We start from the raw sequence: 25,678 nt of genomic DNA, 5'->3' as shown, positions 1-25,678 counted from the left end.
TTGACTTTCAGCCGGTATTTCATTTTGCAGACCATTTTTATATTTCCAATTGAAAAGTAGGTCCATTTTGATTTAAAAAACAAATTTTAAAACATCCATCAAAAAAATGAGGTTTTCATTCCGAATGAAGATATAAGCTAATAACTTCGTGTAGTTCAAAAAACCGAAACAAATACCATGAAATCAATCACTTTTAGTAATGGAGACCAAATGCCGATAATAGGTCTTGGCACTTGGAAATCTAAACCTGGAGAGGTCTATCAGGCTGTTCTATGGGCAATTGAAGCTGGATATAGGCATATTGATTGTGCTGCCATCTATGACAATGAAAAAGAAGTGGGTAATGCGCTAGATAAAGCCTTTAAAGACGGTGTTGTAAAAAGGGAAGAGCTTTTTATTACTTCAAAACTTTGGAACAGCAACCATCGCTTGGATGATGTGGTGCCTGCATTAAAAAAAACACTCAAAGACCTTCAGCTCGAATGCCTTGATTTATACCTCATACATTGGCCGATAAGTTTTAAAAAAGGGGTTTTATTTGCCCAGACCAGGGAAGAGTTTTACACCTATGGGGATGTCCCTTTGTCTCAAACTTGGGAAGGAATGGAAGAAGTAAAGAAAATGGGATTGGCTAAACATATAGGAGTCTCCAACTTTAACATTACCAAACTTGAGGAAATAATCAAATCAAGTCAGTTTGCTCCTGAAATGAATCAGGTAGAAATGCATCCATTTCTTCCACAGGATAAATTGGTCAATTTCTGTAGGTCCAAGAATATCTTAATGACAGCCTACTCGCCCCTAGGTTCGGGAGATAGGGCAACTGCTAATAAAAAAGCAAATGAACCAAGCCTTCTCGAAAATGAAGTGGTAAAGGAAATAGCTTCGAAGCACCGTGTTTCTTCTGCACAAATCCTGATTTCTTATTCAGTACATAGAAATATCGCCGTCATTCCAAAATCTGTCAATCAAGACAGAATTGTACAAAACCTAGCTTCAATCGAAGTCAATCTAGATGAAATCGATATGCAAAAACTGGCAAATATTGGAACTGCGTATCGATTTATTGATGGTTCATTCTTCACAGGAACGCAAAGCCCTTACAAGTTGACTGACCTTTGGGAAAAAGAATAAATAAAATTATCTACCATTTTGCCTGATGAAACCATCGGGCAAAATGTTTTTTACCTGATTTTTAATATTCTCTCTACCAACATTTCCCATTCATCTTTCAAGCTGATTTCAGGTCTGGTTTCTCCGGAACGGCGGTACCAATAATCCGCATTCCAAATATCACCTTCTTTTCTGTGGAGATAAGCATGGACTCTGGCTGAGAGCTTATCAGAAGGACCATCTGCAAGGTTATGGGCACTTTTCCAATCTCCCTTACCATAATACCACAAAGCTTCCAATTGTGTACTTAGTCCTTCTGGTGGGTTTGGTTCATTTAGCGATGATTTGAATTCAGACAATGTCATTTTAGTCAATTTTGGCTATTTATGATTTAGAATGGATATCCAATTCCTATGTTAAATACAGTCTGTCCCCTTTGTCCTGGAAAATTCCTAAAGAAGCTATTCAGGATATACCGTTGTCCGGGTTGTCGGGCAGGATCGACTGCCTTGATTCCCATGTCCAACCTGACTACCAAAAAATCAAAGTCCATCCTCAAACCAACTCCGGTTCCCACAGCGATCTCCTTATAAAACCTGTTGAATTCAAAATTTGCACCGGGTCTTGAATCATCGGCTACAAAAGTCCAGGTATTGCCAATATCAACAAAAAATGCGCCATCGAAGTAGCCATAAATTTTTGATCGAAATTCAAACATTCCTTCAAACAAGATTTCACCAGGCTGCTCAAATCGGTAATCGAAAGAGCCATCACTAAGTGTATCGGGGGCAAATGAACCAGGACCCAATCGCCTCGGTTGCCATGCCCTGATTCCTGTACTGCCTCCCGCAAAAAAGTATTTTTCATAAGGCAAGACGCCATTACTTACACCGTAAGGTTTTGCTATTCCCAGATTCAATCTGTACGCAAAAGTTTGATCTTTGGTGATGGGTATGTACCTCCTATAGTCAGATTGAAATTTCAAAAACTGGAAATAAGCCAGGTTTCTACCTTCAACGAAATTGCTGTTAACAAAATTTAGAGTAGTACCGCCGCTTTCAAAGAATAAGCGCCAAAGTGAAGCTTTGTTTTTTTGAAAGGCACCGTATTGGTTAAAATTAAAAATTACTTGCCCTGAAATACTGCTGACATAAGAAGGAAGGAAAGAATTGATTAGGTTATTTCCTTGCTCCTCAAGGCCTTTCAGTAGAGCCCGGAAATCATCACTTAAGTTTGACCGGATAAAATTCGCGTCCAATGCATTGACTGTATATTGTTGCTTTAGATTCCGTGTATTCCAATTATAGGCAATGACCCCGTTGACACTTTCCCTAATGTATTCAGGGCGGTTGACATAATTGTAACCGATCAAAGTCCTGGTACGGGGATTATACCTGCCGAATTTTTCCAGGGAATTGACACTGAGCGGAAGTAAAAACTGGGGAAAAATTACTGAGGCAGAAGTATTTAATTCCCTGCTTCTGAAAACGCCTCCTTCTCCTGTCGCTGATACGACACCTTCCAAACCGGCTCTGAAGAAAAACTCGAAAATTTCAGCACCTCTAAACAGGTTACGGTTTCTCAGAGAATGGCTAAAAAATGGACCTGGGACCTGTTCCGTGATGGTTGCTCCAAGCTGATTGGTAATGAGATATTTTTGGTTGGATTGGGTATAAATCCTTGGTCTGAGCACATTCCCCAAAGTATCAAAAGCAATGTTTACAAACCTAAACAGGTCAAGGTTAGCAAGTTGCCTCTGCGTTTCGATCACATTGGTCCTATTGTACAAATTACCTTTTTCAAGAAAAATCCTGGAGGAAATGATCTTTTCTGAATACCTGTCATCATATAATTCGAATACTATGTCCCTGTGTTTTTTTTGGTAGGCATTGTTAATAAATGCATCAGAAGGTGGATCAATTGAAAAATAGATAGAATCCAAGGTGTAGACTTTGTGTTTTTCTGAAAATGATGGATTTCGGATCACTTCTTCGATGTTTATTTTCTTTTCTACAGTGTCTTTGTACACATTATATTCAAGAAATGACTTCGAAAAAGTATAGTATCCATTATCTTTCAATAAATCCTCCACCCGCTGTCTTTCCCGGGTTATGGAATTTTGATTGTAATTTTCACCGACTTTAATCTGATTATCATTTTGATTTTGGGTCAATAATGTCAAAATCCCTTCGTCGTCAGATTTGGTATAAAAGGAATCTACCACATAAGGTTCATGCTCTTTGATGAGATAGGTTATTCTTGCTTTTTTGTTTTTGAAGGAGGCTTCAAAATTAGTTTCTGCATCAAAAAAACCGTTGTTTACCAAGTAGTACTTCATTTGCCTGGTTGTTTCTTCGGTCAATGCGCTGTCAAAAATGACTCGAGGATTTCCCGTTCTCATGAAAAAATTTCCAAACTCAAGTTTCTTTTCGACGGAAGCTAAATTGTCATTGATTTTGTTTAGCCTTTTGATCTGCTTTTTGCTGAGCTGTTTTGAAGTACTTATTTCCCTCAATTCATTTCTTTCCATAAGCAGTTCATCCTGTTTTCTGATATGCCTTGTACTGTCATAAATCCATTCACCAAATCTATAAATGGAAATTCCCGCCGAGGTGTTGAGAAGTGGGATTCTGGTATTTGGGGCTTGCTGGATCAATCCCGAAAGGTCGGATTTGTCACTTTTTTTTACGCCTTCCACTTTGACATCATAAACCAAATATTGACCTTCCTTGAGCCCTTTGGTCAAAGAACAGGAAGAAATTAAAAAAAGCAGAAAAAGAAAGTTTATATATTTGGCTTTATTCACAATTAGGCAATTAACCGAATGTTAAGCAAAAATACGCTTAAGTTTATTAAATCCTTGCAACAGAAAAAATTCCGAAAACAAGAACAGTTATTTTTTGTGGAAGGAGGTAAAAACGTAACGGAATTGCTTCAATCAGATTATGAAGTAACTCAGGTATTGTTTACCACACAATTTGGCAAGGACAATTCAGTTCTATTAAATGCTATCAAAGCTGAAATTTTTGAAGTAAGTCAGTCTACATTGGAATCAGTAGGTTCATTCCAAAGCAATGATTCAGCCCTTGCCGTGGCCAAATGCAAACCCAATATTCCTATTGAATTGGCTTCAGACGAATGGGCAATTGCCCTAGACGATGTCAAGGATCCCGGAAATCTTGGGACGATAATCCGTATTGCAGATTGGTACGGGATCCAAAAATTGTTGTTGAGCGAAGAATCAGCAGAATTTTACAATCCTAAAGTCGTGCATGCAAGTATGGGAAGTTTTACCAGAATCATGTTTTCATACACAGATTTGAAAAAGCTATTCGAAAAATCTGACCTGCCCATTTACGGTGCTTATCTGGAAGGAAAATCCATATATGAGTCAAAATTTGCCAAAGGGGGGATTATCCTGATGGGAAATGAGTCCAATGGCATTTCCAAAGAACTTGAGCCTTATGTGAGTCATAAAATCACCATCCCAAGATTTGGACATGCCGAATCATTGAATGTCGCTGTAGCAACAGCCATCTTCTGTGACAACATGAAAAGGAATTCAATTTAAAATCAACCACTGAATCAGGATGGCCAAACTGAGGGAAACTCTAAACCGTGTAGGACTGAATACCTTCTTTTTCCTACTTATTGGAATGATTTTTTTGGCAAGTACCTTTCCGGATTGGGGTGCCGAAGCTATTCTCGATCCATTGAAAACAATAACAGGAATAGGCATTTCCTTCATTTTCTTTTTTTATGGGGTCAAACTAAGTCCGGAAAAACTTAAACAAGGTTTATCCAACTGGAAGCTTCATGTGTTGGTTCAATCCACCACATTTTTGATTTTTCCATTGGTAGTGTTGCTACTGTATTTCTTTTGGGGAGATGAGGCAAACCTATTTTGGATCGGCACATTTTACCTTGCAGCCTTACCTTCTACAGTTTCTTCTTCTGTAGTCATGGTTTCGATTGCAGGAGGAAATCTTCCGGCTGCAATTTTCAATGCTAGCATTTCTAGTATCGTAGGGATTTTCATTACACCACTTTGGATGGACCTGATGTTGCCCGAGACTGCAGTAGATTTTGACCTGACAGATACAATTTTTAAGCTTAGTTTTCAGGTTTTGGTACCGGTGATTTTGGGTTTATTTTTTCATAAGTATTTGGTGAATTTTGTCAATAAATTCCAGGCTACTTTGAAGAATATTGATCAAGCTATCATTCTTTTGATCATTTTTACTGCTTTTGCTGAGTCATTTTTAGCAAATATGTTTGACGGACATTCAGTTGCGGAATTGGTTCTTTTGGGAGTTTTGATGTTGGCTTTTTTCCTTCTGATGATGGGAGTGATGTACCTTTTGTCCAAAGCTTTGAAATTTTCAAGAGAAGATATGATCACTGTAATATTCTGCGGAAGTAAAAAATCCATGATCCAGGGAGCTGTGATGGGTAGGGTGATGTTTCCAGACCCGGTGGTTTTTGGGGTTATGCTTTTACCTTTGATGATTTATCACGCCCAACAGTTGATGGTAGGGTCTGCTATTGCTCAAAAGTTGGGAGATGGCAAGAGCAGTGGTCAATAGCAACAGGCAGTTTTCAGTCGCAGAAGGCAGTCTCAGAAGGCAGATTTCAGTTATCAGTCTCAGTTTCCTCTAAATCTCAAACTCAGACAACATTGACAACTTGACAACAACTACAACAATTGCAACCACTACAACAAATACAACAATTCTACCCTATGGAACTTAAAATCTACCAAGTCGATGCATTTTCAGATAAGGTTTTTGGAGGCAATCCTGCCGCAGTCGTACCCTTGACTCAATGGTTAGAAGACGAAATTCTCCAAAAAATCGCTTTAGAAAACAACCTTTCCGAAACTGCTTTTTATGTGATCGACGGAGATAGGGTCATTCTTAGATGGTTTACCCCGGGCACAGAAGTAGATCTTTGTGGTCATGCTACTCTTGCTATTGCGCATATATTATTTGAACATGAAGGATTTGAAGGAGAAGAGATTACCTTTTTATCACCGAGATCAGGGATTTTAAAGGTTAAAAAGGAGGGAAGCCAACTCGTGATGGATTTTCCACTTGATACTATTCAGGAAATTGAGTTGACAGACCTCATGACCAATCCTTTTTCTCCCAAACCTTTTCAGGCATTCAAGGGGAAAACGGATTATATTTTGCTTTTTGAGAATGAAAGCCAAATCAGGAACCTTGATTTTGACCTTGCTCAAATTGCCACGCTACCAGTCAGGGGAGTAATTGTCACTTCAAAAGGAGATCATGTGGACTTTGTTTCCAGGTTTTTTGGGCCGCAGGTGGGAGTACCTGAAGATCCGGTGACAGGTTCTGCCCATACAAGTTTGACTCCGATCTGGGCTGAGAAATTAGGAAAAAATGAATTGACTGCCGTTCAGGTTTCACCAAGGGAAGGTAAATTGGGCTGTAAATTGGTCGGAGACAGGGTGATCCTGACCGGAAATGCAGTGACTTATCTGATTGGAAGGATTTTTATTTGACCCTCATTAATGGTTGGATATAAACAAAAGCATTGACATTCATCCCTGCACCAACAGAGGCAAATACCAAGACATCATCGGAATTGAAATGATGAGCTGGCAGTTCGTTTCTGACAATTTTGTCGTATAAGATCGGAACTGTAGCCACTGAATTGTTTCCCATTTTGGCAATGATCATCGGCATGATTTGTTCAGGCATTGCTTCTTTCTCAAAGAGTTTAAAAGTCCTTTCAAGGATCGCATGGTCCATTTTGGCATTGGCCTGATGAATCAGGACTTTATTTACATCCTCTATTCCAAATCCTGCTTTTTCAATGACCTGTTTTACCAAGATCGGAACCGTATTCAATGCATATTCATAAAGCTTTCGGCCATTCATCTTCATAAAAAGTGTATCATCTTCATAATTAGGATTGTATGATACGTCCATTCTCAAGTAATGGGCTTGAGTCAAGGTATCTGTTCTGGTCTTATGTGCAATGATACCCACAGGTTTTTCACTTTCTATTCCTTCAACCACCACCGCTCCTGCACCATCGGAGTAGATCATGGTATCAATATCATGCGGATCGACGATTCTTGAAAGGTTTTCCGCACCAATGATCAGGGCACGTGTGGCATCGCCAGATTTGATAAAATAATTTGCTTGGATCACTCCCTGAACCCATCCCGGACAGCCAAAAGGCAGATCATAGGCCACACAGTCCGGATTTTCGATTTTGAGCAAATGCTTAACCCTTGATGCAATCGTCGGAACCAAGTCACTTTTTTTATTACCATGCCTGATTTCACCAAAATTGTGGGCCACGATGATATAATCTAAAGTCTCAGGATCTATTCCTGCAGCTTCTATGGCCCTTTGCGAAGCAATAAATGCCATATCAGAAGTATTTAATCCAGGTTCCAAATACCTTCTTTCTTCTATTTCAGTGATTTCCTGAAACTTCTTTATGATGGCTGAATTTTCTTTTTGGATTTTTTGCCCTGAGGCATCCAAAAATTCATTATTCAAAAAATCCTCATTCTTAACAATGATTTCCGGCAGGTAAGAACCTGAACCTTTGATTACGGTATAGGTTGGCATGGTGGTGATTTTTGGCTCTTGGATTAAGAATCCAAGTAAGCAATAAATTATTAAAATCAATCAATAAACAGCAAAGAAAAAGCCTTGGATTTGCCAAGGCTTTTTAGATCAGTATCAAATATTCGGTTGTGGGGTAGTCCTCAGGTAGGGCTTGATTTTGGTATGCCCTTTAGGAAATTTTTCCGGGATCTCCTCATCCTTGATAGCTGGTGCGATGACCACATCTTCCCCATGTTTCCAATTGGCAGGGGTGGCAACGGAGTATTTTGCAGTCAATTGCAAAGAATCAATTACCCTGAGCAATTCATCAAAGTTTCTGCCTGTGCTTGCGGGATAAGTGATGATAAGTTTGATTTTTTTATCAGGCCCGATCACAAATACCGACCTGACGGTAAAGTTCTCATTCGCATTCGGATGGATCATGTCGTAAAGTTGTGAAACATTCCTGTCCTTATCCGCGATCAAAGGAAAATTGACCGTCGTATGTTGGGTTTCATTGATGTCTTTGATCCATGCTGCATGGTCTACCAATCCATCCACACTCAAGGCCATTACCTTGACATTTCTTTTTTCAAATTCGGATTTCAATTTTGCGACAGCACCAAGCTCGGTGGTGCAAACAGGGGTATAATCTGCAGGATGGGAAAACAATACTCCCCAACCATCGCCTAAATATTCATGAAAATCAATTGTTCCTTCGGTCGTCTCTGCGACAAAATTCGGTGCTAAATCTCCTAATCTTAGTGACATGGTTTGTTTTTGATTTAAAGTCTATAGAAAATATAGGGTATTAACTTGGGCTTTTCTTTAAAAGTTCAGAATCTGAAAAAAAATAAGGCTTTTAGGAGATTTTAAACCTATTTATAAATTGCCGAGCATAAAAATTTGAGGATATTCCATTAATCTTGATAGTTTGCCACAAAATGAAAAGTATGAATAATGAAAATGCGTTGATCGTCTTTCAAAAAAACGCAGTATTGGGAAAAGTGAAATCCAGGCTTGCCGCTACAATCGGGGAAGAAAAGGCCTTGGAAATATATAAATCATTGCTCTTGCACACATTTGGTGAAATCAATAAGTTGAAAGGAATCGATACCTCGATCTTTTATTCAGATTTTATTGAATTTGATTCAGAATCAGCATACAAGGCTGAATACAAAGAAATCCAAGTGGGTGGGGATTTGGGAGAAAGAATGTCAAACGCTTTTCGGAAACTTTTTCAAGAAGGGTACAAAAAAGTAGTCATTATCGGAACAGATTGTCCGGAAATCCAGAGCAGCGACATTGATGCCGCATTTCGCTCTTTGGAAAAAAATGAAGTTTGTATCGGACCAGCTTTAGATGGGGGGTATTATTTACTCGGAATGCGCAGATTCAATGAATGCCTTTTTCAGAATATCCCTTGGAGCTCTTCTGAAGTAACTGCCAAGACCAAGGAAATACTAATTAGCCGACAAATCAGCTTTGATTTATTGAAAACATTGCGCGATATAGATACCGAGGAGGACCTGATTGCAATATTCCCCAAATAAATCATTTCAAGTTGTCATTTTAATTTTGGAATTTGGCGTTGCCAGAACCAATCAATTCATGAAATCCATCACTAGATTATTCCTGATCCTGTTTTTTCTCCCGGTGGGACTTTTTGCCCAGAATGTCCAAAAATACGACATATCCATAGCGGGAATATCAATCGGTGAGATGACTGCTTCAAAAAAAGTTACCGGTGAAGATTCCCAAATTGACATCAGAAGTAAGGTCGGATTTTGGTTTTTTGGAAAAATCGAACTCGATTACCATACCCTATCGGTTTTTAAAGGCAATCATTTTGTCAAAAGTGAAGTCAATTCCAAGACAAACAAAGGAAACTTCCGCTCACTCATCACCTGGATCAATGACCATTATAAAGTGAATTCACGCAATTACAAATACGAGTTGGATACTGAGGTTAGGAAAAAGGTTTTTTTCAGTTCCGCTTCCTTTTATTTCGAAGAACCCAAAAATGTAAAAGAGTTTTTTGCTGAAGGATATGGATTGGTTTGCCCTGTGACCAAACACAAGGACCATTACGAAGTCAATGTCAATGGAAACAAAAACAGGTTTTACTACATCAATGGAAAATTAGACAAAGCAGTGATGGAATTCCCGATCAAAAACTTTGTCGTAAAGAGGAAAGACCCTTGATGTTCCCATGAAATTAAGTGTCATTATTCCGGTAATAAATGAAGAGAAGAACCTCAAAGAATTGCTGCTTTTGTTTCCCAAGGATATAAATTCAGGGTTACTGGAAGTGATAGTAGTGGACGGTGGGAGTACAGACAGGTCCAAAGAAGTTGTAGAAAAGGCCGGTTTCAGATTTTTGGAAAGTCCGATCAGAGGCAGGGCATCTCAGATGAATTTGGGTGCTAAAGTCGCGAAAGGGGATGTATTATATTTTGTCCATGCCGATGTAAGGATCTTGCCGACATTTATGAATGAAATCAGAGCGTGTTTGGAAGAAGGTTTTCCGGTGGGCTGTTTTGCCTATGATTTTGATTCAACTATGAAATTACTAAAGGTCAATGCATGGTTTACGCAATTCAACGGATTGCTTTCCGGAGGAGGCGATCAGACCCTCTTTATCCGAATGGATGTTTTTTGGGAATTGGGGGGATTTGATGAGACATACTGCCTGATGGAGGATTTTGAACTGGTCAGGAGGATTAAGAAAAAGTACAACTTTAAAGTAATTCAAAAAAGGATTTTGGTCTCCGCCCGTAAGTATGAAAAAAATTCTTGGTTCAGGGTTCAGGTGGCAAATCTGATTGTATTTGGTCTTTTTTTTCTAAACCATCCACCTTCAAAACTCAAGGTTTTGTATTCCCGGTTATTGAAATAAGAAAACGGAACAGCAGGGCCGTTCCGTTTAAAATATCATCAATACCTATGAAGAAAACTTACTGCCACAAAAGTATACCATCAAAATTTCAACTTGGTTAAGCCATTGTGAACATATCCTTGCAGTATGTTAAATTATTTCTATTAGGCTTCTTTTACGCCATGTTTTGTGTCTTCAAAAAAACAAACCTTGACCATGTTACTTTTTTTCCATCATCACTTCCTGGTTTTTCAAAATATCCATCGCAAACAGACTCATGGCTTTTATGCCTGTCTTGATGGTGGGTTCGGGTAATGGTGCAAAGAAGGGGCTGTGTAATCCAGGAATTTCCAATCCCTTTTCTCTTGCTTCCTCTAAAAATTTTGGATCACTTGCTCCAAGGTAAAACATGGTGATTGGAATGTTCCTTTCCTGCATCCCAAACCTGCTGAAGTCTTCACCGATCATTTGTGCTTTTACTTCTACGACTTTATCTTCCCCGATATTCTTTTTGAACACTTCCACCATTTGTTTGGTCAGTTTGGAATCATTGAGTAAGGCCGGTGTATGCGGTTCCCTGATCCAATAAGTCGGCATTTTGTTTTCCGGAACTCCCGCTGCTATGGCAAGGTTTTCTGAAATTCTTTTGACACTGGAAATCATCTCTTCCCGCACATCCATCGAATATGACCTCAAAGTCAGTTGCATGACCACCTGATCGGGAATGATATTGTGCACTGTACCGCCGTGAATCGATCCCACAGTGACGACTGCAGGTTCCATTGGGGCAATTCTCCGACTCACTATTGTCTGATAAGCCTGAATCATCTGCGCACTCAATACAATCGGATCAATTCCGGTATGCGGCGCAGCACCATGTGCACCGACACCATTGACCGTCACATTCATCATATCGACGCCTGCCATCAAAGCACCTTCCTTGTAACCCAACATTCCTGCGGGAAGAAATGGATCATCATGGAGTGCAATGGCATAATCCGGATGGGGAAACCGCTTGTACAAACCATCATTCATCATGTTCCAAGCCCCCATGCCATTTTCCTCAGCGGGCTGACCCACCATTAGCAAAGTTCCTCTCCAAGAGTTTTTATATTCCATCATCATCTTGGCAGTCCCAATAAAAACCGTCATATGGATGTCGTGACCACAGGAATGCGTGATGAAAGTTTCCTTGCCATCATTGGAAATTCCTTTTTTAGTGGAAGCATATGGCAGACCTGTTTTTTCCTCCATAGGCAAGGCATCCATATCAGAGCGGATCAGTAAAACAGGTCCTGGACCGTTTTCAAAAACACCTATAACCCCATATCCGCCAATGTTTTCTGTAACGGTGTAGCCTAGGGCCTTCAGTTCTTTGGCTACTCTTGCCGAAGTTTCCTTTTCCTGCAGTGAAAGCTCAGGGTTTTGGTGCAGGTGTTTGTATAATCCGTCTAGCTCTGGATAAATCTTGTCAATGAAGGTATCGACAGTTTGGGCGATAATCATATCGGTAAGGAATAGAGACATCATAAGAAGGAAAAGGGTGTTTTTTATCAATTTCATCGGGATTGATTTATTTTTGTAAACCAAATAAAACAAATATTTCCCTGTTTTGTGGATATGTTTTTATTTTCGCCTTCTTAACTTCTCCTTTTTTATGCCTTTGATTGGAAAATCCACTTATGGTAAACCTCCTAAATTCCTTTTCAACGGGCATTTGGAAACGATCATACCCAGTATTTTTAGAAAAATTCAAGGGATCCAATATTCGAGGGAAAAGATCAATACTCCTGATGGGGATTTTTTGAACCTGGATTGGTCCAAAACTGGAAGCAAAAAACTACTGATCATTTCTCACGGATTGGAAGGAAGTTCTGACCGGCATTATGCCATGGGATTGGCCAAACTGTTTAACCAACATGGATTCGATGCCTTGGCTTGGAACAACAGGTCCTGTGGAGGAGAGATGAACAAAGGTCCAATTCTTTACCATCACGGTGCTTCATATGACCTAAAAACTGTCATCGACCATGTCGAAAAATCCCTTACTTACGAATCCTATTATCTGGCAGGAATCAGCATGGGGGGAGCACAGACTTTGAAATATTTGGGAGAAAACGGACTTGACCTCAATTCAAAAATCAAAAGAGCGGCCGTTTATTCCACTCCCTGCAACCTGCCTGACTCGGCAGCAACATTGAGAGAAAAGAGAAATGCATTTTATAAAAACAGGTTTCTCGGTAAGCTGAAAGCTAAAATACAGGTGAAAGGGGAACAGTTTCCGGGATTGGTAGATTTGGATTTGCTCAAATCAGTCAAAGACTTTGACACATTCGATACCCACTTTACCGCCAAAGTGCATGGATTCAGGGATGCGCAGGATTTTTACCGAAGCGTCAGTGCCGACAATTGGATGGAGCATATCCAGATCCCGACTTTGATCATCAATGCACTCAATGATCCGCTGATCATGGACCGCTGCTTTCCCGTCAAGCTTGCCGAAACCCATCCCCATATTTTTCTTGAAATGCCCAATAGGGGAGGTCACACCGGATTTTTGGTTCCCGGTCAGGAATTTACATGGGCGGAGTACAGGTTTTTGGAGTTTTTGAATTTGCCGGTAGGGTAGGTTCTTGACTAATTCGGTAACCCCCTTCGGATGTTGATTAGAAAATTCAACTGGTTGGAATTCGTAATAACACCCATTTATTTTTTCGGTATTTGAAATCCTGATTCAAAAAAGTTTAGCTTATTCCGGGTCGTTGCCATCTATCTTTCATTTATTTTTCCCTCCAATACAATTCCCAACCTTGCGCATTTTAACCCGATCCTTGCATCTCGGGGTGGACTTTTGGGGGTTCTGAATGATCACTTTGGATTATTTTGTTCTAAAACTTAATCTTTCTTTTGATAGACCGAATTCCCTTCTTTAATGGTTTCTATTACTTTGATGTCTTTGATGGTAGACGGCTCCACTTTTAAGGGGTTTTTATCCAAAACAACAAAATCAGCTAGTTTGCCCACTTCCAATGTCCCTTTTGATTTTTCCTCGAAATATTGGAATGCCGACCAAACAGTGATACTTCTCAGAGCATCGTAGGGACTTATCCTTTCATCCGGCCCGATAATTTGGCCTGAACGGCTAGTCCTGTTTACCACAGTGTGTAAGATCATGATGCTATTTGGCAATATGACGGGGGAGTCATGGTGCTGACTGAATATCATTCCTTTGCGCAGGGCGGTACCCGCAGGGGAAATCTTGAAGCCACGCTCTTTTCCCAAAACTTCGTTGACATGCCAATCCCCCCAATAGTAAGTATGCAGCCCAAAGAAAGATGGAATTATCCCAAGTTCCTTCATTTGATCAAGTTGTGGATCGGTCACTGTTTGGGAATGGATCATGACCGGGCGCCTGTCTTCATTTCCAAAAAGGGCAGCGGCATTGCTAACTGCACGAATATATTGGTCGGCGGCAGCATCCCCGTTGCAATGGGCCAATATCTGCCAGTTATTTTCGAAAGCCGCATTTATCAAAGAGAATACAATTGAATCTTCCTGAATGGCAGGATACCCCCTGTAAGATTTATCCTGACCTGTTGGAGGGATCTTATATGGTTTTGAAAGCCATGCTGTTTTTCCTTGGGGAGATCCATCCAGAGAGATTTTGCCCCCTGCTACCCTGACATGATTTTGATAGGTATCGCTTACACCAACCTCTTTGATATAATCCAATTGAGTTTGAATATCAGGAAAAACGGCGATATCAATCAAAATCTGACCTTTTTGAGCCAGGCTTTTTAGTATTTCGGTAGCATCCTTGTTGGCCCGACCTTCCTGACCTGTGGTAAAACCAAATGCCATGTACAAGTCCTGACCGGCCAAAGCGATTCTTTGATTGGCTTCTGAATCAAGACTTCCAAATATTTTGAAAATAGGAACAAAAAATGCCATCTCCTCCAATACGCCATTTGGGATTGTGGTTCCCTCAATCCGACGGATAACCCCACCCGGAGGGTTTTTTATTCCTTCAACATAGCGCATGAGTTGAAGGCCTTTGTTGTTCATAGAGGCCAAATGTCCCGATTGGTGGATAATGATCACAGGAATATCCTTGGAAACCTTATCAAGATCTTCAGCGGTGGGATGCACCTTTTCTTTAAGCTGGGAATCGTCATACCCAAAACCGATGATCCAATTAAATTTATCGATTACATCCTGGTTTTTACCTTTCCAATCTGCCAGGATATCCAAAAGGGATTGGATGTCCTGTCCCTCACCATCAGGTGGAGGCAATAAATTGGCTGCAAGTGCCTGTATTCCTGTGTTGAAAATATGGCCATGTGCATCAATAAACCCGGGAAGGAGTGTTTTTCCATTCAGGTCTACTTCCAAGGCAGGGCTAGGGTAATTCTTTTTAGCTTCAATTAAACTACCTGTAAAAGCGATTTTCCCATCCTTGGCTACAAGTGCTTCAATGTATTGTGGCTGGTCACCGACCATCGTCAGGATATCACCTCCATGATATAGTGTGACATTTTCCATTTGGGAATTTTCGAGAGGTCTGTTACATGAAAAAAAAATGCAGACAAGCAAGAAAACTGAGAGGTATGATGCGTTGAATTTCATAAGATCACAATTTGTATTGTAATCTACAAAATGTTTTTTTGATCCAAAAACCGACTTTGGATGGCAATTGCTCGATACGTCTTTATAGAAAATCAATGTTGGGTTAACCTGTATAAAAGTGAGATTAATTTTTCCTTCGGATTATTTTTCTAGTTGATTAGGTTAAATCAACCTTTCGACTTATGGTCTGAGGATATCTCGGGCCGGTCTTCTTTCTTTCCAGAATATTCAAACTTGTTTTTGCAAATGCTTTGAACGGTAACAATCCTTCCTGTTTTTGGCTTTATTTTCGGTGTGTAGATCGTTTCCAGTTAATTGGAAAGGTTTTAAAATTGATTTTCAATAAACCTATTTTACCCAAAAACACCTTTCTGCTATGAAGTTTTTCAAAAAACATGCGCTCTTAGGATTTCTTCTTTTAGTCTCCCTTTCGGTATTTGGACAGCAAGTCAGTGGTCCAAAGCTGATCGTAAGGGGAGATGACATGGGTTCGAGCCGCTCTGCCAATCTTGCGAGCATAGAGACTTTTGTCAATGGCATAGAGACCTCCATTGAGCTGATGGTCGTCACGCCATGGTTTCCCGAAGCTGCACAATTGCTCCGAAAAAACACTGCAATTGATGTGGGACTGCACTTGGTTATCACTTCCGAATGGGATGGCATCAAGTGGAGGCCTTTGACCCAGGCGCCGAGTCTTGTGGATGCGGACGGTTACTTTTTACCCATGATGGGGCCAAATAAGAACTATCCCAGTTTGGCCATTTCTGAAAACAAATGGAATCTGGAAGAAATTGAACAGGAATTCAGGGCACAGATTGAGTTTGCATTGAAGCATGTTCCTCAGATCAGCCATCTTTCAGGGCATATGGGTTCGACAGGTTTTGACCCCAAGGTGGCTGAAATGGTAGACCGCCTCTCTGCAGAATATGATTTGCCGGTGATGAGTAGGGCTGTGATGCAGGGTTTGGGGATTTCAGGAGCGACTTATGAGGGAGCTAAAATCACCTCTGCCGAAAAAGAAGCTGCATTTATCCGTATGCTGGACAAGCTTGAGCCGGGCAAAAGTTACATGTTTGTAGACCATCCTTCCTACGATAACGTCGAAATGCAGGGTGTGGGCCATATCGGTTATGAAAATGTAGCTGAGGACCGTCAAGGTGTCACCTACACTTGGACGAGTGAAAAAGTCAAAAAAGCCATCTCTGGCAAAGGGATTGCTTTGGTCAATTTCCCTTCCTTGGTCAAAGCATTGCCTAGAAGTGATCCGGCTGCGGAAAATGTAAATCCAAAAAATATTGCCAATTATCTTGAAGCCGTAAAAGCCAGCGGACAGGAACTTCACAGCTTGATGATAATCAGGCATGGCAAAGTGGTGGCAGAGTATTGGTTTGGAGACAATGCTGCTAACAAACCCCATGTACTTCATTCAGTCAGTAAAACATTTACTTCAACTGCAATAGGCTTTGCCGTTCAGGAAGGACTGCTCAAAGTCAATGACAAAGTAATTTCATTTTTTCCTGATAAACTGCCTTCCGATGTCAGTGAGAACCTCAAAAACATGGAAATCAGGCATCTTTTGACCATGACTACGGGACATGATACCGATCCTACAAGGGCCACTAGAAGCGAAACAGAAAAGGATTGGGTGGAAGCTTTCTTAGCGGTCCCTGTCGATCATCAACCCGGGACGATGTATGTTTACAACAGCCTTGCGACCTATGTCCTGTCTGCCATACTTCAAAAAACCACAGGGGAAAGGGTGATAGATTACCTGCAGCCGAGGTTGTTCAGACCTTTGGGAATCGTGGCAGCCAGGTGGGAAGAAAGTCCGCAGGGAATTCCTGTCGGTGGTTGGGGACTTCATTTGAAAACTGAAGATTTGGCCAAGTTGGGACAGTTTTATCTCCAAAAAGGTAAATGGAATGGCAAACAGTTGCTTTCAGAAGCTTGGATAGAAGAGGCAAGCACCGCCCAAGTTCCTTCACTGCCAGCCGGTGTCAAAAGAGAAAACCTAAAAGTGAAAGCCAAAGACAGCGATTGGCTTCAAGGCTATGGCTACCAGCTTTGGAGAAGCCGCCACAATTCCTACCGCGCAGATGGGGCCAATGGTCAGTTTGTATTGGTTCTACCTGAAAAAGATGCCGTCATTGTGGCTACAGCCAATATTCAGGATATGCAGGGTGAAATCAATTTAATCTGGAAACATTTGTTGCCTGCCTTGAAGTAGGTAAATATTCTAAGTATTTAAGATTTTCCATAACATTCCGAAGGGAAATGAAATTTTGGGTATTCGTCATCCTGAAGGAGGTACTGCCTGTCCCGTTTTCTACGGGAACTGAAGGATCTCATAAAATTTAGGTGAGACTCTTCGCTTCACTCAGAGTGACGACCCTACTTCCCAAATCTCTTCAAAGCCAATTCGCAGACAGTACCGCCAATCGACAAAGAACTCGTTGCAGCAGGGGAGGGGGCGTTCAGTACATTGATTGCAAACTCACTCTCTTTGATGCTGAAATCATCCAATAAGCCACCTGTTCGGTCGCATGCTTGGGCACGCACACCTGCACCACCATCCACCAAATCTGATTCATTAATATCGGGAATCAATTCCTGTAATGCTTTGGTAAATGCGGCTTTGGAAAAAGATCGGTAAATTTCACCCATTCCGGTTTTCCAATATTTTGCCGCTACTTTTTGGAATCCCGGCCATGCAAGTGTTTCTCCCAACTCTGATAAGTTGATGTCAGAGCGTTTATACCCCTCTCTCTTAAATGCCAAAACTGCATTGGGTCCGGCCTCAACACCGCCTTTCATCATTCTCGTAAAATGGACGCCTAAGAAAGGGAAATTTGGATCGGGAACAGGATAGATAAGGTTTTTGACCAGGTATTCCCGTTCTTTTTTGATTTTGTAATACTCACCGCGGAAAGGGATGATTTTGACATCAATCTCTTCTATTTGGTTCATTTGGGCGACTTTGTCTGAATACAGGCCTGCGCAGTTGATCACAAGTTTGCAGCCAAATTCATGGTATGCCGACCTGACATAAGAGATCCCGTTCAAGGTTTTGATTTCATTTACTTTATGGTTGAAAAAAATGGTCCCGCCGATTGCTTCAAACTTTGCAGCAAATGCCTGCGCCACCACTTTGTAATCGACGATTCCTGTTTGGGGGACATGGATGGCAGCCAACCCGGCACAGTAAGGTTCGTAAGCCTTCAACTCATCCAAAGATATTGCCCGTGTTCCTGTCAATCCATTTTGTAATCCCCTTTCCAGAAGCCCGTTCAAAATCGGAACCTGTTCATGTCTGGTAGCGACAACGACCTTTCCTGTCAGCTCAAAAGGAACATTTTCCTCTTCACAAAATTTAATCAGTTCATGGTAGCCATTGATACAGTTGGTGGCTTTCAAAGAACCCGGCTTATAGTAAAGTCCCGAATGGATGACCCCGCTGTTGTTGCCTGTTTGATGCTTGGCTACTTCGGATTCCTTTTCTAGAATTGCGACTTTCAGATCAGGTTTTTGTTGCTTGATTTTTAAGCCCGTGGCCAAGCCTACTATTCCTCCTCCTACAATGATGATATCGTATGTCATTTTCTGTATAATTGCAGACAAATATAAGGATGGGATTTATTTTTGAACAGTATAATTTTGGGGCATAAAACTATGAAGCGTTCTTTTTCCATTTCAAAAACAACAGAATTAGAACTTTTCCAAGACTTTTGCGTGTTTTGAGCCGTACCTATAAACCATTATGAAAAGTATACTTTTATCAGTGATTATTTTTTTTGGCTTTTTGAGTGTTTCCCTTGCCCAATATGTCATTAAAGGTAAAGTAACGGACATAGAAACAGGCGATCCAATTCCTTTTGCAAGTGTGATTCTGAAAGGAACCAAAGTAGGTATAACCACAGATTTTGAAGGAAATTATACGATTTCGACAACAGTCAAGGCGGATAGCCTTCAGGTAAGTTATGTCGGGTACATTTCTCAAAGCAAACCGGTGATTTATTCCCAATCAATCCTCATCAATTTTCAACTGGTTCCCTCTACTTTCAACCTCTCAGAGTTTGTTTTTGAATCAGGTGAAAACCCTGCTTTTCCTATCATCCGAAAAGCTGTGGAGATGAAAGAGAAGTTTGATAAGAGAAACCTAACAGCCTACGAATCTGAAAACTATACAAAAATAGAACTGGATTTGGATGAGGTAGAAGGGGCTTTCAAAGAGAGAAACCAAGTCAAAAAGGTCATTGCGGTGATGGACAGCATCAAGCAGCTAACCAATGATGAAGGAAAAAAAATCCTTCCTGTTTTCTTTTCAGAAACCTACTCTAAATTCTATTTCCGGACAGATCCTTTGTTGAAAAAGGAAGTCATCGAAAACTCCAAACTGAGTGGCGTGGGAATTACGGATGGGACGACGGTATCTCAAATCACGGGTTCGGCATTTCAGGAATATAATTTTTATAGAAACTGGTTAACCATCGTAGAAAAGGAATTCGTCTCACCGATTGCAGATGGTTGGAAGACTTTTTACGATTACGACCTGATGGATTCAGTGATGGTCGGAGAGGATTTTTGCTACATGCTGAAAGTTTATCCGCTCAGGGAACAGGATTTGGCATTTAAAGGAACCATTTGGATCAAAAAGGAAGATTATGCATTGAAGCAGGTGGATTTGACGATCCCAAAATCGGCTAACCTTAACTTTATAGAAAGGATTAAAATCCAACAGGAATTGGTAGCCACCGATGCAGGACCATTGCTTCCATCCAAAACCCGTATACTAATCAAAATCTCCAAAATCACAGAAAATACGGTTGGTCTGCTTGCCAAATTCTACAATTCAGGACAGAATTTCACAGTAAACAATCCGAAGCCTCCAAGTTTCTATTTTCAGGCCATACAGCTCAAAGAAGATTTTGACAAGGGAACTGAGGAGTTTTGGCAAAGTGTTAGACCCGAGCAGCTTTCAGACCAGGAAATTGTTTCCCGTCAGATGGTGGATACCCTGAGCAGGATTCCGGTAATCAGGTTTTACTCAGAGGGAATCAAGTTTTTGGGAACCGGGTTTTTGCCTGTCGGGAAAGTTGACCTTGGACCTTGGACAGGTCTTTTAAATTACAATAATGTTGAAGGCCTTAGATTGGGGGCAGGACTCCGGACAAACCTAAAATTCAGCAATAAATATGTTTTATCGGGTTACTTGGCCTATGGTTTTGCAGACAATCAGTTCAAATACTTCCTTTCAGGAACCAAAATACTGGACCGGAAGAGGTGGACAACCATTCAGATCAATACCCAAAGGGAAATAGATCAGGTGGGATTGGAAATTGAAAACCTTTCACTCAACAGTATATTTCTTGCGGCATCGAGGTTTGGAACTTTAAATAAACCCTATTATGCCAAATATTATCGCCTGATCTCACAGCGTGAAGTATTCAAAGGTTTTAACCTGACTGCCGGATTTACAAGGAAGGAATTTGATCCGGTTTTTGATTTCAATTATTTGGATGAAAATACAGGGACATACCAAAGTAGGTTTGACCTTGCACAGGTCAACCTTGGAATCAGGTATGGAAAAGATGAGGTAAACATCATTAATGACAATTATCGTGTTTCCCTTGGTCCGGTAAAATGGCCGGTTTTTGATTTTAGGTTTACACAGGGACTGAATAGCCTTGGCGGAGATATCAATTATCAAAAATATGTCTTGAGTGTGTACCAAAAGCTCAACTTGGGGCTGATAGGCGTCTCTAGGTATGAATTAAGGTCGGGTTTTGTTCGAGGCACAGTACCATATCCTTTGCTTGAAAACCACATAGGAAACGAGACCATCTTTTATACCACTGTGGCTTTTAACTTGATGAATTTCAATGAATTTGCAAGTGATCGGTTTGCAAGTTTGAGTTACAGACATTCTTTTGAGGGATTTGGGTTAAACTGGATCCCTTTGATCAAGAAACTCAAATGGAGGGCTGTGGCCAATGCAAATGTGCTTTGGGGAAGTGTCAGTGACAAAAACCTGATGAACTCCTCGGATCTGGATGCAGATGGAAATCCTTTTCCTGCTTTTGGAAGATTGGATCAGGATCTGCCTTACATTGAATTAGGGTATGGTATTGAAAATATATTCAAGTTCTTCAGGGTGGATTTTTTCCATAGACTAACCTATTTGGATAATCCGGGCGCAAATTCTTTTGGGGTTAAAGTAAGCGCGCAGATAATACTTTAAGGAAAAAACATTTGGATTGGGGTTTTGAAGGCCTATCCTGAATTCAAAAAAATAATGGAGTTTGTTCCTTATATCTTAAAAAAAGCCAACATCAATTCGCATATTTGCAAATCAAAAACACACCTGTTTGTAAAGGTGTGATGTTTCATCAAGTAAAAATTTTAAATGTCTAACCAACAGATCAACATTACACTTCCCGACGGTTCGGTCAGGGAGTATGGAAAAGGAGTTTCGGGGCTACAAATTGCACTTAGTATCAGCGAGGGTCTAGCCAGAAATGTACTTGCAGCAAAAGTAAACGGTGAAGTTTGGGACTCAAGCAGGCCCATTCACCAAGATTCCAAAGTTCAGTTATTGACCTGGAATGACCCGGAAGGAAAAAATACTTTTTGGCACTCCTCAGCCCACCTGATGGCAGAAGCATTGGAAGCGCTTTACCCAGGCACAAAGTTCGGAATCGGTCCTCCTTTGGAAAACGGCTTTTATTATGACGTTGATTTTGGGGATAAGTCCATCGATGGCACTGAACTCGAAAAGATAGAGGCCAAAATGATGGAATTGGCCAAACTGAAAAGCGATTTTATCAGAAAGGAAGTTCCTAAGAAAGAAGCAATAGCCTATTTCACTGAAAAAAATGATCCCTACAAACTTGATTTGTTGGAAGGACTTGAAGATGGTTCAATTACTTTCTACGAGCAGGGCAACTTCACAGACCTTTGCCGCGGTCCGCATATTCCAAACACGGGTTTTATCAAATCCGTAAAATTGCTCAATATCGCGGGAGCTTATTGGAGAGGGGATGAAAAAAACAAGATGCTGACCCGTCTTTATGGCATTACTTTTCCAAAAGCCAAAGAACTGCAGGATTACCTTTTTATGCTTGAAGAAGCCAAAAAGCGTGACCACAGGAAGCTGGGAAGGGAATTGGAGCTGTTTACTTTCTCTGAAAAAGTGGGAATGGGTTTACCGCTTTGGTTGCCAAAGGGAACACTGCTTCGTGAGCGGTTGGTAAACTTCATGAAGAAGGCCCAGGATAAATCAGGGTATCAACAAGTGGTGACACCACATATTGGACATAAGGCACTTTATGAAACTTCCGGTCATTATGAGAAGTACGGGAAGGATTCCTTTCAGCCAATCCATACTCCTAATGAGGGAGAGGAGTTTTTGTTGAAGCCAATGAATTGCCCCCATCATTGTGAGATTTACAAGCACAAGCCAAGGTCATATAAGGATCTTCCGATTAGATATGCTGAGTTTGGAACTGTTTATCGCTATGAACAAAGCGGGGAATTGCATGGATTGACCAGAGTTCGTGGATTTACACAGGATGATGCACATATTTTCTGCAGACCTGATCAGGTCAAGGAGGAATTCATTAAAGTCATTGACTTAGTTTTATATGTATTCAAAGCCTTGGGATTTGATGACTATACTGCGCAGATATCATTGAGAGATCCTGAGAAAAAGGAAAAATACATTGGAACAGACGAAGCTTGGGAAAAAGCAGAATCTGCAATTGTGGAAGCCGCCGCTGAGAAAGGATTGGAAACTGTCACTGAATTGGGCGAAGCCGCTTTCTATGGTCCAAAACTGGATTTCATGGTTAAAGACGCACTGGGCCGCAAATGGCAATTGGGAACTATTCAGGTTGATTATAACCTTCCCGAAAGGTTCCAGTTGGAATATATAGGTTCGGATAATCAGAAGCACAGACCTGTGATGATTCACCGGGCACCGTTTGGTTCCTTGGAGAGATTTGTTGCAGTTTTGATTGAGCATTGTGCAGGAAATTTCCCGTTATGGCTTTCACCGGAGCAGATTACCATTCTTCCGATTTCAGAGAAATTCATCGAATATGCGGAAGAGGTCAAGGCCATCCTTGAAGAGAGCGACATCATCGGCTTGATTGACAACAGAGACGAAAAAATCGGAAGGAAAATCCGGGATGCGGAAGTTAAGAAAATCCCTTTTATGTTGATCGTAGGGGAGAAAGAGCAACAGGAAGGTAAAATTTCTGTGAGGAAGCACGGGGAAGGCGATATAGGAAGTTTATCTCCGGTTGAGTTTGTATCCTATTTCAAAGGAATAAAAGGAGAGTCTATAAAAAATTAATTTAATCGGTAATAATCAAGCAGATTTTTTAAATCTCAAATTAATTCCGATATTTGCACGCAATTTCATTAAATAACAATAAGAATTTGAAAGGAAAACCACCGTTCAGACAGAGACAAGAAGAACCTTATAAGGTTAACGACAGGATCAGAGCAAGGGAAGTCAGAGTTGTAGGAGACTACGTAGAAGGCGGAAACGCTGTTTTGACGCTCGCTCAGGCCCTTAAGGTAGCTGAAGAGAATGAACTTGATCTCGTAGAAATTTCTCCAAATGCCACTCCACCTGTATGTAAGGTGATTGACTATGCGAAATTTAAATACGAACAGAAAAAGAAGCAAAAGGAAATCAAAGCCAATGCTGCGAAGACTGTTCTAAAAGAAATCAGATTTGGACCGAATACTGACGATCATGATTTCAATTTTAAATTGAAACATGCCATCAACTTTCTAAAGGAAGGGGCAAAAGTTAAAGCTTATGTTCATTTCGTGGGAAGGTCTATCGTATTTAAGGAAAGAGGAGAGATGTTGTTATTGAGATTTGCGCAGGAGCTTGAGGAATATGCCCAAGTAGAGCAGCTTCCCAAATTGGAAGGAAAACGAATGTTTCTATTCTTGGCTCCGAAGTCATCAAAGAAATAATTTCAACAAACAAACACAGTTATGCCTAAAGTAAAAACAAAATCAGGTGCAAAAAAAAGGTTTGCCTTAACGGGAACCGGTAAAATCAAAAGAAAGCATGCTTACAAAAGCCACATCCTGACCAAAAAATCAACCAAAAGAAAGAGAAATCTTACTAAAATGGGAATGGTTCATGAATCAGATGAAGGAAGAGTAAAAGCAATGTTGAGAATCGGTTGATCCGTTATCTTATTTCTATTGAAAATTAGGTTTATTTATTCACCAGGCGCTTCGGTCTACAAGATCAACTGAGAAAAAGGTTGGCACCAAGGGTCAAAAAATCAAAAAATTATGCCAAGATCAGTAAACTCCGTCGCTTCAAGAGCAAGAAGAAAGAAAGTCCTTAAAGCAACAAAAGGCTACTTCGGAAGAGGTAAAAACGTTTGGACAGTAGCCAAAAACAAGTACGAAAAAGGTTTACAATACGCGTATAGAGACAGAAAAGCCAAGAAAAGAGAATTCAGGGCTTTATGGATTCAGCGTATCAATGCAGGTGCCAGGGAATATGGCATCTCTTACTCTCAATTTATGGGATTGTTGAAAAAAGCAGATATCGAATTGAACAGAAAAGTTCTTGCAGATTTGGCTATGAACCATCCTGAGGCATTCAAAGCTGTTGTTGAAAAAGTAAAATAAGAACGCACTTTCTTATTTTAATTGTAAAAGCCCCAAACCGGGGCTTTTTTTTATAGCTATTTTTTAATTGGACAAGGTCAATTTGGGATTTTTTGCTATATTACAAATGTCCTACAATTCATAAAACCAATCCCAAAAATCTACAGAATGCCGACCATAATAGGCCTGTAAGAAAACAGGATTAGTTTGCAATCAAAAAATTTGGAAACGATTATGTCGATTTGGTGTTAAAATTTATGGATAAAACTGAAATAGGAATAAAAAAAAAAGCCTCTCAAAGGAGAAGCTTTATGTAGCGAGGAGGGGAGTTGAACCGCTGTCCGCCGCGGCGGATATGAATCCTTGCTACATATAAAGTGGAAGAATATTTGATTTAATCCAATCTCTTCCCTTGCCTGATTTGAGTTCTGTTTCCCTTTGAAGTGCCTTTGATTTATCTTCAAAAAACTCCACATGGATGCAGTACCAAGGCCTAAATCGAGTTGTGAAACCTTTGATTCCTTTCTCGTTGTGAAACTTGAAACGGGTTATGAGATCTGAGGTCATTCCGGTGTAAAATCGGGAGGCCGAAAAAGAATATAGGCCGTATACAGTATACATATTTAAAAATAATAGAAATAAAAAAAGCCTCTCAAAGGAGAAGCTTGATGTAGCGAGGAGGGGAGTTGAACCGCTGTCCGCCGCGGCGGATATGAATCCTTGCTACATATAAAGTGGAAGAATATTTGATTTAATCCAATCTCTTCCCTTGCCTGATTTGAGTTCTGTTTCCCTTTGAAGTGCCTTTGATTTATCTTCAAAAAAC

General features: G+C 40.5%; 22 protein-coding genes. 14 read left to right on the top strand and 8 right to left on the bottom strand.

Annotated features, from left to right (window positions below; all coding sequences use genetic code 11):
- The first annotated feature begins 177 nt into the window (after window positions 1-177).
- Entirely contained in the window at window positions 178-1,134 is a 957-nt protein-coding gene (locus NK987_RS00300) for an aldo/keto reductase (RefSeq protein WP_259262237.1), read from the top strand.
- Between the two features lie 50 nt (window positions 1,135-1,184).
- On the opposite strand, the gene NK987_RS00295 is transcribed toward NK987_RS00300, so the two are convergent.
- A complete protein-coding gene (locus tag NK987_RS00295) occupies window positions 1,185-1,478 on the bottom strand; it encodes a hypothetical protein (protein WP_259262236.1) in 294 nt (97 codons plus the stop codon).
- Between the two features lie 26 nt (window positions 1,479-1,504).
- Window positions 1,505-3,919: a translocation and assembly module lipoprotein TamL gene (tamL, locus tag NK987_RS00290; protein ID WP_259262235.1), complete on the bottom strand. Its 2,415-nt coding sequence runs from the start codon at window positions 3,917-3,919 to the stop codon at window positions 1,505-1,507.
- A gap of 18 nt (window positions 3,920-3,937) precedes the next feature.
- Here tamL and NK987_RS00285 point away from each other — a divergent pair, with 18 nt between their 5' ends.
- The 3 genes from NK987_RS00285 (at window position 3,938) to NK987_RS00275 (ending at window position 6,640) form a co-directional block, all read left to right on the top strand.
- Window positions 3,938-4,684 (top strand): RNA methyltransferase, encoded by a 747-nt coding sequence (locus NK987_RS00285; RefSeq protein WP_259262234.1) that lies wholly within the window; start codon window positions 3,938-3,940, stop codon window positions 4,682-4,684.
- 19 nt (window positions 4,685-4,703) lie between these two features.
- Window positions 4,704-5,699, top strand: coding sequence for a bile acid:sodium symporter family protein (locus NK987_RS00280; protein WP_259262233.1), 996 nt, complete (start codon window positions 4,704-4,706; stop codon window positions 5,697-5,699).
- A 155-nt stretch (window positions 5,700-5,854) separates the two neighbouring features.
- Window positions 5,855-6,640 (top strand): PhzF family phenazine biosynthesis protein, encoded by a 786-nt coding sequence (locus tag NK987_RS00275; protein WP_259262232.1) that lies wholly within the window; start codon window positions 5,855-5,857, stop codon window positions 6,638-6,640.
- On the opposite strand, the gene NK987_RS00270 is transcribed toward NK987_RS00275, so the two are convergent.
- Window positions 6,633-7,724 (bottom strand): 3-oxoacyl-ACP synthase III family protein, encoded by a 1,092-nt coding sequence (locus tag NK987_RS00270; protein WP_259262231.1) that lies wholly within the window; start codon window positions 7,722-7,724, stop codon window positions 6,633-6,635. The genes NK987_RS00275 and NK987_RS00270 overlap by 8 nt on opposite strands.
- Before the next feature lie 114 nt (window positions 7,725-7,838).
- Window positions 7,839-8,474 (bottom strand): peroxiredoxin, encoded by a 636-nt coding sequence (locus NK987_RS00265; RefSeq protein WP_259262230.1) that lies wholly within the window; start codon window positions 8,472-8,474, stop codon window positions 7,839-7,841.
- 182 nt (window positions 8,475-8,656) lie between these two features.
- On the opposite strand from NK987_RS00265, the gene NK987_RS00260 reads away from it, so the two are divergent.
- The 3 genes from NK987_RS00260 to NK987_RS00250 are packed head-to-tail and all read left to right on the top strand — an operon-like array spanning window position 8,657 to window position 10,602.
- The gene (locus NK987_RS00260; RefSeq protein WP_259262229.1) at window positions 8,657-9,256 is read left to right on the top strand and encodes a TIGR04282 family arsenosugar biosynthesis glycosyltransferase; all 600 of its coding nucleotides are present in this window, start codon (window positions 8,657-8,659) and stop codon (window positions 9,254-9,256) included.
- A gap of 58 nt (window positions 9,257-9,314) precedes the next feature.
- Window positions 9,315-9,908 (top strand): DUF6134 family protein, encoded by a 594-nt coding sequence (locus NK987_RS00255; protein ID WP_259262228.1) that lies wholly within the window; start codon window positions 9,315-9,317, stop codon window positions 9,906-9,908.
- A 7-nt stretch (window positions 9,909-9,915) separates the two neighbouring features.
- Window positions 9,916-10,602, top strand: a complete 687-nt coding sequence (locus NK987_RS00250; protein ID WP_258424494.1) for a TIGR04283 family arsenosugar biosynthesis glycosyltransferase — start codon at window positions 9,916-9,918, stop codon at window positions 10,600-10,602.
- A gap of 198 nt (window positions 10,603-10,800) precedes the next feature.
- Here NK987_RS00250 and NK987_RS00245 read toward each other — a convergent pair whose 3' ends face one another.
- A complete protein-coding gene (locus NK987_RS00245; protein ID WP_259262227.1) occupies window positions 10,801-12,111 on the bottom strand; it encodes an amidohydrolase in 1,311 nt (436 codons plus the stop codon).
- Between the two features lie 127 nt (window positions 12,112-12,238).
- Here NK987_RS00245 and NK987_RS00240 point away from each other — a divergent pair, with 127 nt between their 5' ends.
- Window positions 12,239-13,210 carry a YheT family hydrolase gene (locus NK987_RS00240; protein WP_258424492.1) on the top strand — a complete coding sequence of 324 codons (972 nt, stop codon included), beginning with the start codon at window positions 12,239-12,241 and terminating at the stop codon, window positions 13,208-13,210.
- A gap of 266 nt (window positions 13,211-13,476) precedes the next feature.
- Here NK987_RS00240 and NK987_RS00235 read toward each other — a convergent pair whose 3' ends face one another.
- Window positions 13,477-15,207, bottom strand: a complete 1,731-nt coding sequence (locus tag NK987_RS00235) for an amidohydrolase (RefSeq protein WP_258424491.1) — start codon at window positions 15,205-15,207, stop codon at window positions 13,477-13,479.
- A gap of 376 nt (window positions 15,208-15,583) precedes the next feature.
- On the opposite strand from NK987_RS00235, the gene NK987_RS00230 reads away from it, so the two are divergent.
- Window positions 15,584-17,434, top strand: coding sequence for a serine hydrolase domain-containing protein (locus NK987_RS00230; protein WP_259262226.1), 1,851 nt, complete (start codon window positions 15,584-15,586; stop codon window positions 17,432-17,434).
- Between the two features lie 164 nt (window positions 17,435-17,598).
- On the opposite strand, the gene lhgO is transcribed toward NK987_RS00230, so the two are convergent.
- A complete protein-coding gene (gene lhgO, locus NK987_RS00225) occupies window positions 17,599-18,804 on the bottom strand; it encodes an L-2-hydroxyglutarate oxidase (RefSeq protein WP_259262225.1) in 1,206 nt (401 codons plus the stop codon).
- Window positions 18,805-18,964: 160 nt separating this feature from the next.
- Here lhgO and NK987_RS00220 point away from each other — a divergent pair, with 160 nt between their 5' ends.
- From NK987_RS00220 to rplT, 5 genes are all read left to right on the top strand, one after another.
- The gene (locus tag NK987_RS00220; protein ID WP_259262224.1) at window positions 18,965-21,445 is read left to right on the top strand and encodes a DUF5686 and carboxypeptidase-like regulatory domain-containing protein; all 2,481 of its coding nucleotides are present in this window, start codon (window positions 18,965-18,967) and stop codon (window positions 21,443-21,445) included.
- 165 nt (window positions 21,446-21,610) lie between these two features.
- Complete coding sequence (gene thrS / locus NK987_RS00215) at window positions 21,611-23,560, top strand: threonine--tRNA ligase (RefSeq protein WP_259262223.1); 1,950 nt, start codon at window positions 21,611-21,613, stop codon at window positions 23,558-23,560.
- A gap of 86 nt (window positions 23,561-23,646) precedes the next feature.
- Window positions 23,647-24,198, top strand: a complete 552-nt coding sequence (gene infC, locus NK987_RS00210; RefSeq protein ID WP_258424486.1) for a translation initiation factor IF-3 — start codon at window positions 23,647-23,649, stop codon at window positions 24,196-24,198.
- 21 nt (window positions 24,199-24,219) lie between these two features.
- Window positions 24,220-24,417 (top strand): 50S ribosomal protein L35, encoded by a 198-nt coding sequence (gene rpmI, locus NK987_RS00205; RefSeq protein WP_258424485.1) that lies wholly within the window; start codon window positions 24,220-24,222, stop codon window positions 24,415-24,417.
- Window positions 24,418-24,528: 111 nt separating this feature from the next.
- Complete coding sequence (rplT, locus tag NK987_RS00200; protein ID WP_258424484.1) at window positions 24,529-24,873, top strand: 50S ribosomal protein L20; 345 nt, start codon at window positions 24,529-24,531, stop codon at window positions 24,871-24,873.
- A gap of 345 nt (window positions 24,874-25,218) precedes the next feature.
- Here the strand turns inward: rplT and NK987_RS00195 are convergent, their stop codons facing one another.
- Window positions 25,219-25,473 carry a GIY-YIG nuclease family protein gene (locus NK987_RS00195; protein WP_259262222.1) on the bottom strand — a complete coding sequence of 85 codons (255 nt, stop codon included), beginning with the start codon at window positions 25,471-25,473 and terminating at the stop codon, window positions 25,219-25,221.
- Between the last annotated feature and the right edge of the window lie 205 nt (window positions 25,474-25,678).

Source organism: Aquiflexum gelatinilyticum (assembly GCF_024813435.1).
Classification (GTDB): Bacteria; Bacteroidota; Bacteroidia; order Cytophagales; family Cyclobacteriaceae; genus Cognataquiflexum; species Cognataquiflexum gelatinilyticum.
The sequence above is the reverse complement of the archived record's forward strand: the minus strand, read 5'-3'. Positions and strand labels throughout refer to the sequence as shown.

Excerpts from the sequence above, each read along its gene's own strand:
- NK987_RS00300 (WP_259262237.1), top strand. The coding sequence starts at position 178 with ATGAAATCAATCACTTTTAGTAATGGAGACCAAATGCCGATAATAGGT.
- lhgO (WP_259262225.1), bottom strand. The coding sequence starts at position 18,804 with ATGACATACGATATCATCATTGTAGGAGGAGGAATAGTAGGCTTGGCC.
- NK987_RS00235 (WP_258424491.1), bottom strand. The coding sequence starts at position 15,207 with ATGAAATTCAACGCATCATACCTCTCAGTTTTCTTGCTTGTCTGCATT.
- NK987_RS00250 (WP_258424494.1), top strand. The coding sequence starts at position 9,916 with ATGAAATTAAGTGTCATTATTCCGGTAATAAATGAAGAGAAGAACCTC.
- NK987_RS00285 (WP_259262234.1), top strand. The coding sequence starts at position 3,938 with ATGTTAAGCAAAAATACGCTTAAGTTTATTAAATCCTTGCAACAGAAA.
- NK987_RS00265 (WP_259262230.1), bottom strand. The coding sequence starts at position 8,474 with ATGTCACTAAGATTAGGAGATTTAGCACCGAATTTTGTCGCAGAGACG.
- NK987_RS00240 (WP_258424492.1), top strand. The coding sequence starts at position 12,239 with ATGCCTTTGATTGGAAAATCCACTTATGGTAAACCTCCTAAATTCCTT.
- NK987_RS00195 (WP_259262222.1), bottom strand. The coding sequence starts at position 25,473 with ATGTATACTGTATACGGCCTATATTCTTTTTCGGCCTCCCGATTTTAC.
- NK987_RS00220 (WP_259262224.1), top strand. The coding sequence starts at position 18,965 with ATGAAAAGTATACTTTTATCAGTGATTATTTTTTTTGGCTTTTTGAGT.
- rpmI (WP_258424485.1), top strand. The coding sequence starts at position 24,220 with ATGCCTAAAGTAAAAACAAAATCAGGTGCAAAAAAAAGGTTTGCCTTA.
- NK987_RS00255 (WP_259262228.1), top strand. The coding sequence starts at position 9,315 with ATGAAATCCATCACTAGATTATTCCTGATCCTGTTTTTTCTCCCGGTG.
- NK987_RS00295 (WP_259262236.1), bottom strand. The coding sequence starts at position 1,478 with ATGACATTGTCTGAATTCAAATCATCGCTAAATGAACCAAACCCACCA.
- NK987_RS00260 (WP_259262229.1), top strand. The coding sequence starts at position 8,657 with ATGAATAATGAAAATGCGTTGATCGTCTTTCAAAAAAACGCAGTATTG.
- NK987_RS00280 (WP_259262233.1), top strand. The coding sequence starts at position 4,704 with ATGGCCAAACTGAGGGAAACTCTAAACCGTGTAGGACTGAATACCTTC.
- NK987_RS00270 (WP_259262231.1), bottom strand. The coding sequence starts at position 7,724 with ATGCCAACCTATACCGTAATCAAAGGTTCAGGTTCTTACCTGCCGGAA.
- NK987_RS00230 (WP_259262226.1), top strand. The coding sequence starts at position 15,584 with ATGAAGTTTTTCAAAAAACATGCGCTCTTAGGATTTCTTCTTTTAGTC.
- NK987_RS00275 (WP_259262232.1), top strand. The coding sequence starts at position 5,855 with ATGGAACTTAAAATCTACCAAGTCGATGCATTTTCAGATAAGGTTTTT.
- rplT (WP_258424484.1), top strand. The coding sequence starts at position 24,529 with ATGCCAAGATCAGTAAACTCCGTCGCTTCAAGAGCAAGAAGAAAGAAA.
- NK987_RS00245 (WP_259262227.1), bottom strand. The coding sequence starts at position 12,111 with ATGATGTCTCTATTCCTTACCGATATGATTATCGCCCAAACTGTCGAT.
- thrS (WP_259262223.1), top strand. The coding sequence starts at position 21,611 with ATGTCTAACCAACAGATCAACATTACACTTCCCGACGGTTCGGTCAGG.